The 5583-nt window shown below is 61.8% G+C and carries 6 protein-coding genes and 1 pseudogene; 5 read left to right on the forward strand and 2 right to left on the reverse strand.

Features of this window, described 5'->3' with window-relative positions:
- Positions 1 to 130: 130 nt before the first annotated feature.
- From QOC89_RS31940 to QOC89_RS20500, 5 genes and pseudogenes are all read left to right on the forward strand, one after another.
- Positions 131 to 217, forward strand: a pseudogene (locus tag QOC89_RS31940) (LysE family translocator); the annotation flags it as partial.
- Between the two features lie 69 nt (positions 218 to 286).
- Positions 287 to 664 (forward strand): hypothetical protein, encoded by a 378-nt coding sequence (locus tag QOC89_RS20485; RefSeq protein ID WP_323046687.1) that lies wholly within the window; start codon positions 287 to 289, stop codon positions 662 to 664.
- 116 nt (positions 665 to 780) lie between these two features.
- Complete coding sequence (locus QOC89_RS20490; protein WP_323046688.1) at positions 781 to 1161, forward strand: helix-turn-helix transcriptional regulator; 381 nt, start codon at positions 781 to 783, stop codon at positions 1159 to 1161.
- Positions 1148 to 2404, forward strand: a complete 1257-nt coding sequence (locus QOC89_RS20495; protein WP_323046689.1) for a HipA domain-containing protein — start codon at positions 1148 to 1150, stop codon at positions 2402 to 2404. The genes QOC89_RS20490 and QOC89_RS20495 overlap by 14 nt, the downstream gene beginning before the upstream one ends.
- Positions 2405 to 2595: 191 nt before the next feature.
- Positions 2596 to 3453 (forward strand): PA4780 family RIO1-like protein kinase, encoded by an 858-nt coding sequence (locus tag QOC89_RS20500; protein ID WP_323046690.1) that lies wholly within the window; start codon positions 2596 to 2598, stop codon positions 3451 to 3453.
- A gap of 88 nt (positions 3454 to 3541) precedes the next feature.
- On the opposite strand, the gene QOC89_RS20505 is transcribed toward QOC89_RS20500, so the two are convergent.
- On the reverse strand, positions 3542 to 4603 hold the full coding sequence (locus QOC89_RS20505; RefSeq protein WP_323046691.1) for a substrate-binding domain-containing protein: 1062 nt from the start codon (positions 4601 to 4603) through the stop codon (positions 3542 to 3544).
- A 57-nt stretch (positions 4604 to 4660) separates the two neighbouring features.
- On the reverse strand, positions 4661 to 5583 hold a 923-nt coding region (locus tag QOC89_RS20510; RefSeq protein ID WP_323046692.1), incomplete at its 5' end, for an ABC transporter ATP-binding protein.

The raw sequence follows: 5583 nt of genomic DNA on the forward strand, positions 1-5583 counted from the left end.
CTGAGTTGTCGGTGTTGCCAGCTCGCCCGCGGCGCCGCGAACACCCGATTGTGCCGTCGCACAAGCCATCAACTGTATCTGTGAGACTCGCACGCGGGCGAGCAGAATCGTTGTTCGCGCATCGATACGCTACGCCGCGATCCGTCGCTGGCTGGACGGCTCGCTCGCGATCATGTTCGGCATCGCCGGGATCAAACTGCTGACGTCGAGAAGCTAGCCGCGCCTGGGGGACGCGACCGCTCTGCGATACTGTCAGCCTGATGACTCGAGCGGACACACGAACACGATGAGCGGTAGCAATGACTTGAATCCGGCAGCAAAGCGCTCGCCACTACAACGACGGCTTTATGTGGCCGGCGCCGTCGTGCTGGTCGCCGGCCTGATCGCCGCGGCGATCATCTATGCGATGGCGCCGCCGCCGGACAGCGCCGTCTCCATGTACAGCATCGCGGACCCGCGCTATCAGATCGAATTGCAGCGCATCGGCGGCAACGCGGCGGTGGTGATGGCGCAGCTTCATCAGTGGTTCGACGGCCTATGGCACGGAACGGCACTCGCCTATACGATAGCCGTACTTGGCGCGCTCATCGCCGGCGCATGTTTTTTCATCGGCTACTTCTTTGCCGACGACGATACTTTAGTCAAAAACAAAGATTTTGACTGAAATATCGTACAAAAAATGGACGCCCATACAACGTCGACAAGGCTTTCCGAATTACTGATTCGGCAATTTGTCCGATACTTTTGACATATCCTCTATGTTTGCCTAATCTATCGGACATGCCCCGTACCTTTCAGCGTCCCTTTCCGTCGGTCGAGAAGCAGATGCGTGCTCTTGGCGAACGGCTAAAACTCGCCCGCCTGCGGCGCGAACTCCCCACCGTCCTGTTCGCGGAGCGGTTAGGCATTTCGCGTGACACGCTAAGCCGCCTCGAGAAAGGCGATCCGAATATTGCGCTTGGCACTTATATGCGCGCACTTCGCGTGTTGGGACTGGACAAGGATGTAGACGCCATCGCCCGCGACGACGAACTCGGCCGCAAGCTGCAGGATCTCAAGTTGCCGGGGCAACGAAAACCACGCACGAATCCGTCCGGCGTCGCCGTTATCAAAGCGGAGCGGCCGGCAAAAAAAGCCAAGAGAACCGATGGTCAGCAATAAACCGCGCGATGCGTTCAAGGTTTTTCTCGACGCAACCGAATTGAGCAGCCCGCAACAGGTCGGCACTTTGTATCGCCAGACTGCGCGCACCGATTTGCCCGCATCGTTTGCTTATGCGAAAGGCTGGGTAGATGGGCGCCATGCATTCATGCTCGATCCACGGCTCGAATTGTGGACCGACGAACAATACCCGCCTGCGAAGTCCGCCGCCTTCGGCGTCTTCATGGATTCCGCGCCGGATCGTTGGGGCCGCGTCCTGATGGAGCGCCGCGAAGCCGCAGCCGCGGATCGAGAAGACCGGCCCATGCGTAATTTGCAGGAAATCGACTTCCTGCTCGGCGTACATGATCTGACGAGGGTCGGCGCGCTGCGGTTTCAGAACACGCAAGGTCACTTTCTCGACAACAGCGCCAACGCCGCGCCGCCGGTCACCGACCTCGAAACCCTGGCGTATATCAGCCTGCGCATCGAAGAAGCCGATATCGAAAAACTGCCCGAGTACGAGCAGTGGCTCGCCATGCTGATCGCCCCGGGCACGTCGCTCGGCGGCGCTCGCCCGAAAGCCAACTTCACTAGCCTCAGCGAAGATCTCTGGATCGCCAAATTCCCCGCGAAAGACGACCGCTACGACATCGGCGGATGGGAATACATCGTGCATCGGTTGGCGAGGAACGCCGGCATCTGGGTGCCGCAGTCCGAACTCCGCTACGTCGGGGCGCGTTACGGCACGTTCTGCGTCGAACGATTCGATCGTCGTGAAGGCAGCCGGCGCATGTACACCTCCGCGATGACCTTGCTCGAACGTCGGGATGGCGAACCGGATTCGAGCTATCTCGACATCGCCGAATATCTTGCCGGCAACGGCGCGCAAGGTCATATAGACAGCGACCTCGCTCAGCTCTTCAGAAGAGTCGTCTTCAACGTACTCGTAGGAAACCGGGACGATCATCTTCGCAATCATGGCTTCATTCGCGAGGCCTCCGGCTGGCGGCTCTCACCGGCCTTCGACATGAATCCCAACCCGGGTAAGCGAGAACACGCGCTCACGCTGGACGGTATCAGCGCGCTGCCGAATCTTGAAACCGCGCTCGAAACCGCCGAGTTTTATCGAATCGACGCGGGACAAGCGCGCCGTATCGTCGAGGAAGTTCGGGACGCCGTCCGACCATGGCGGGAAGAAGCCGCCGCGCTCGATCTGTCCCGGCCCGAAATCCAGCGGATGGAGAATGTCTTCCAGGTTTGAGGCTCGCGGTTCGCAGCGAGTGTACGAGACATGCCGGTCACAACGGGGACCTTCGCGCCGGCGTTCCGGCACATGGCCTCGCACCCCGTATAATCCCGCATGATCCGAATTTCCCTCCCCACGCTCCAGAACGCGGCCACCCATGCGGCCATCCATGACCGCCGCGCCGCCCTCCACCCCACGGCGGCCGCATGAAGACACCCAAACGCCTGCTGCCGCTGGTCGAAGAAGGCCTGATCGACGAAGTCATCTCGCAGTTGATGAGCGGCAAGGAAGCCACCGTGTACGTGGTCCGCAGCGGCGAATCCACACGTTGCGCGAAGGTCTATAAGGACGCCAAACAGCGCAGTTTCCGTCAGGCCGCGTCCTATCGCGAGGGCCGCAAGGTCAAGAACAGCCGCCAGCAGCGCGCGATGGAAAAAGGCAGCCGCTATGGCCGCGAAGTGCAGGAACAGGCGTGGCAGAACGCGGAAGTGGATGCGCTGTTCCAGCTCGCCAACGCCGGTGTGCGTGTGCCGCAGCCCTTCATCTGCACCGACGGCGTATTGCTGATGGAATTGGTGACGGATGCTGACGGCAATGTCGCGCCGCGTCTGAACGATGTCGAGATGACCGAAGCGCGCGCGCTCGAACTGCACGCGCTGCTGCTCAACCAGGTGGTGCGCATGCTGTGCGCCGGCATGATTCACGGCGACCTGTCCGAATACAACATCCTGCTCGCCGCGGACGGCCCGGTGATCATCGACCTGCCCCAGGCAGTGGATGCCGCCGGCAATCTGGAAGCACCGGCCATGCTGGAGCGCGACGTGAACAATCTCGCCACGTATTTCGGCCGCTTCGCCCCCGCTTTGCTCGACTCGAGCTACGGCAAGGAAATCTGGTCGCTGTACGAAGCGGGCGCGTTGCATGTGGATGCCGAGTTGACCGGCCGGGTCGAACTGGACACCACACCGATCGACCTCGAAGCCGTGCTCCAGGAACTCGAAGACACGCGACTCGACGAGGAAGCGCGTCTGCGCTACGAACAGTCGCTGCGCAGCGGAACCTGATCACCCTGAGCAGACCCTGCGCAACGCGCAAGCGGTCCACGAACGGCCCCGCAGCTTGCGCGCACCTGAACGCCGCTTCGAGCAGAAACTACGAAGCGCTACTGCAACTGGCCGTCTTGGTCCTGCTCGATGAAGCGGCAGTTCCAGCTGCCGGTCCCACCGATTCCCGCATCGTCACGCTCACCGGAAACTCGCGGAAGATCTCCCACGAGGTCCGGTAGCACTGGTTGACCAGCCAGCGCACCGCGTTCTGCGTCAACTCCGCCGTCGGGATATGCACCGAGGTCAGCCCAGGCGCGGCATAAGCGGCCGAATAGTCATCGTCATAGCCGATCACCGAGACTTGGTCCGGTACGGCAATGCCCGCCTGATGAAAGCGTGCGAGAGCGCTCACCGCCATCGTGTCGTTCGCGCAGAAGAGCCCCGTGAAGCGCCGCTTCGAATCGAGCAGCTTCTGCGCAGCCGCGTAGCCGCCTTCCGGCGAGAAGTCCGATTCGATCAGTGTGACGTCCTCACGGGCGATACCCTCACGCGCCAGTTCGGCAAAGAAGCCGTCGAGCCGGATCTGATTGTCCGAGGCGCTGGACGGCCCGGAAATCACCGCGATATCCCGATGCCCATGATCGAGCAGCGTGCGTGCCGCCAGTTCTCCGCCGCGCCGGTGATCCGCGCAGAACGACGCGTCGGGCAACTGATCGAACGCGCGATTCAGAAATACCATCTTTGGATGCATGCGATGTAGCATGTCCAGATCGTCGTCGTGCAGATCGTGGCTGATCACCACCACGCCATCGCAATCGCGGCCGATCAGAAACCGCACCGCCTCGATGGCCTGCTCGCGCGGCGACGCTTCCCCGCAGCCCGTTGCCACCACCACGTGGCGGTGCACTGCGCGCAGTTCGGTGTCGGTCTGCTTGAGAATCGTGCCGTAGTAGGAGCCGAAGAAGGTCGGCACGAATATGCCGATCATGCCGAGCGATTGCGTCGCCATGGCCCGGCCGATGGACGACGGCCGGAAATTCAGCGCCTCGATCGCCGCTTTTACGCGCGCGGCCGCATCGGCTGAAATGGGCCCCTTGCCGGAAATAGCTCGCGACGCGGTCGACATGCCGACGCCGGCCAGTGCCGCGACATCTTTGAGTGTTGCCACGCGGTTCTCCGTCAAGCCTTTTGTTGTATTCAACGACGCTTCATGCGGTCACGGTCACTATAAACGCGCGCCGCCTTCTTCATCGAACAGCGAAATATGTGCGCCGTCGAACCGGAACGTCGCGGCATCCCCTATCGCCACCGGCGTTTTCGTCTGATCGATCGACGCAATTTGCACACCATGATAGTCGAGCCAGATAACGCGGTGGTTGCCCATCGGCTCGACCAGTGAAATGGTCGCGCGCTCGATCACGGTCGTACTCGAGGCTTCACCCACGTGCACGTCTTCGGCCCGTACGCCGAGCAGGCAAGGCGTGCGATCCGCGGGTGCGCTTTTAAAAGGGTATGGCGATACGTCGAGCTGCAAATGCGCCGTACAAAAGTATAGCGAGCCGCCGCGTGCTTCCAGCGTGCCCTTGAGTACATTCATCGCGGGCGAGCCCAGAAAAGTCGCGACAAACAGATTGTTCGGCCGCGCATAGACTTCGGCGGGCGTGCCGAACTGCTGGATCACGCCGCCGCGCATCACGGCCATGCGCGTGGCGAGCGTCATCGCTTCGACCTGATCGTGGGTCACGTAGATCATCGTCGCGCCCAAACGCTGGTGCAGCTGCTTGAGTTCGCGGCGCAATTCGGTGCGCAATTTCGCGTCGAGATTCGACAGCGGCTCATCGAATAGAAACACGTCGGCTTCGCGCACGATCGCGCGGCCAATCGCCACGCGCTGCCGCTGGCCGCCCGATAGTTGCGCCGGCTTGCGCTTGAGCAGCGGGCCGAGTTGCAACATCTCGGAGGCCCGCGTGACGCGCCGCTCGATTTCCGCCTTCGGCCTGCCGTTGATGCGCAACGCAAACGACAGATTACGCTCGACGCTCATGGTCGGATACAACGCGTACGACTGAAACACCAGCGCAATGCGGCGGTCTTTCGGATCGGCCCAGGTCATGTCTTCGCCGGCAATCTCGATGCTGCCGTCGGTCA

The organism is Paraburkholderia sp. (assembly GCF_034668105.1).
Lineage (GTDB): Bacteria > Pseudomonadota > Gammaproteobacteria > Burkholderiales > Burkholderiaceae > Paraburkholderia.

Bases quoted from the DNA above. Each gene is read 5' to 3' on its own strand.
- QOC89_RS20485 (WP_323046687.1), top strand. From the start codon at position 287: ATGAGCGGTAGCAATGACTTGAATCCGGCAGCAAAGCGCTCGCCACTA.
- QOC89_RS20490 (WP_323046688.1), top strand. From the start codon at position 781: ATGCCCCGTACCTTTCAGCGTCCCTTTCCGTCGGTCGAGAAGCAGATG.
- QOC89_RS20495 (WP_323046689.1), top strand. From the start codon at position 1,148: ATGGTCAGCAATAAACCGCGCGATGCGTTCAAGGTTTTTCTCGACGCA.
- QOC89_RS20500 (WP_323046690.1), top strand. From the start codon at position 2,596: ATGAAGACACCCAAACGCCTGCTGCCGCTGGTCGAAGAAGGCCTGATC.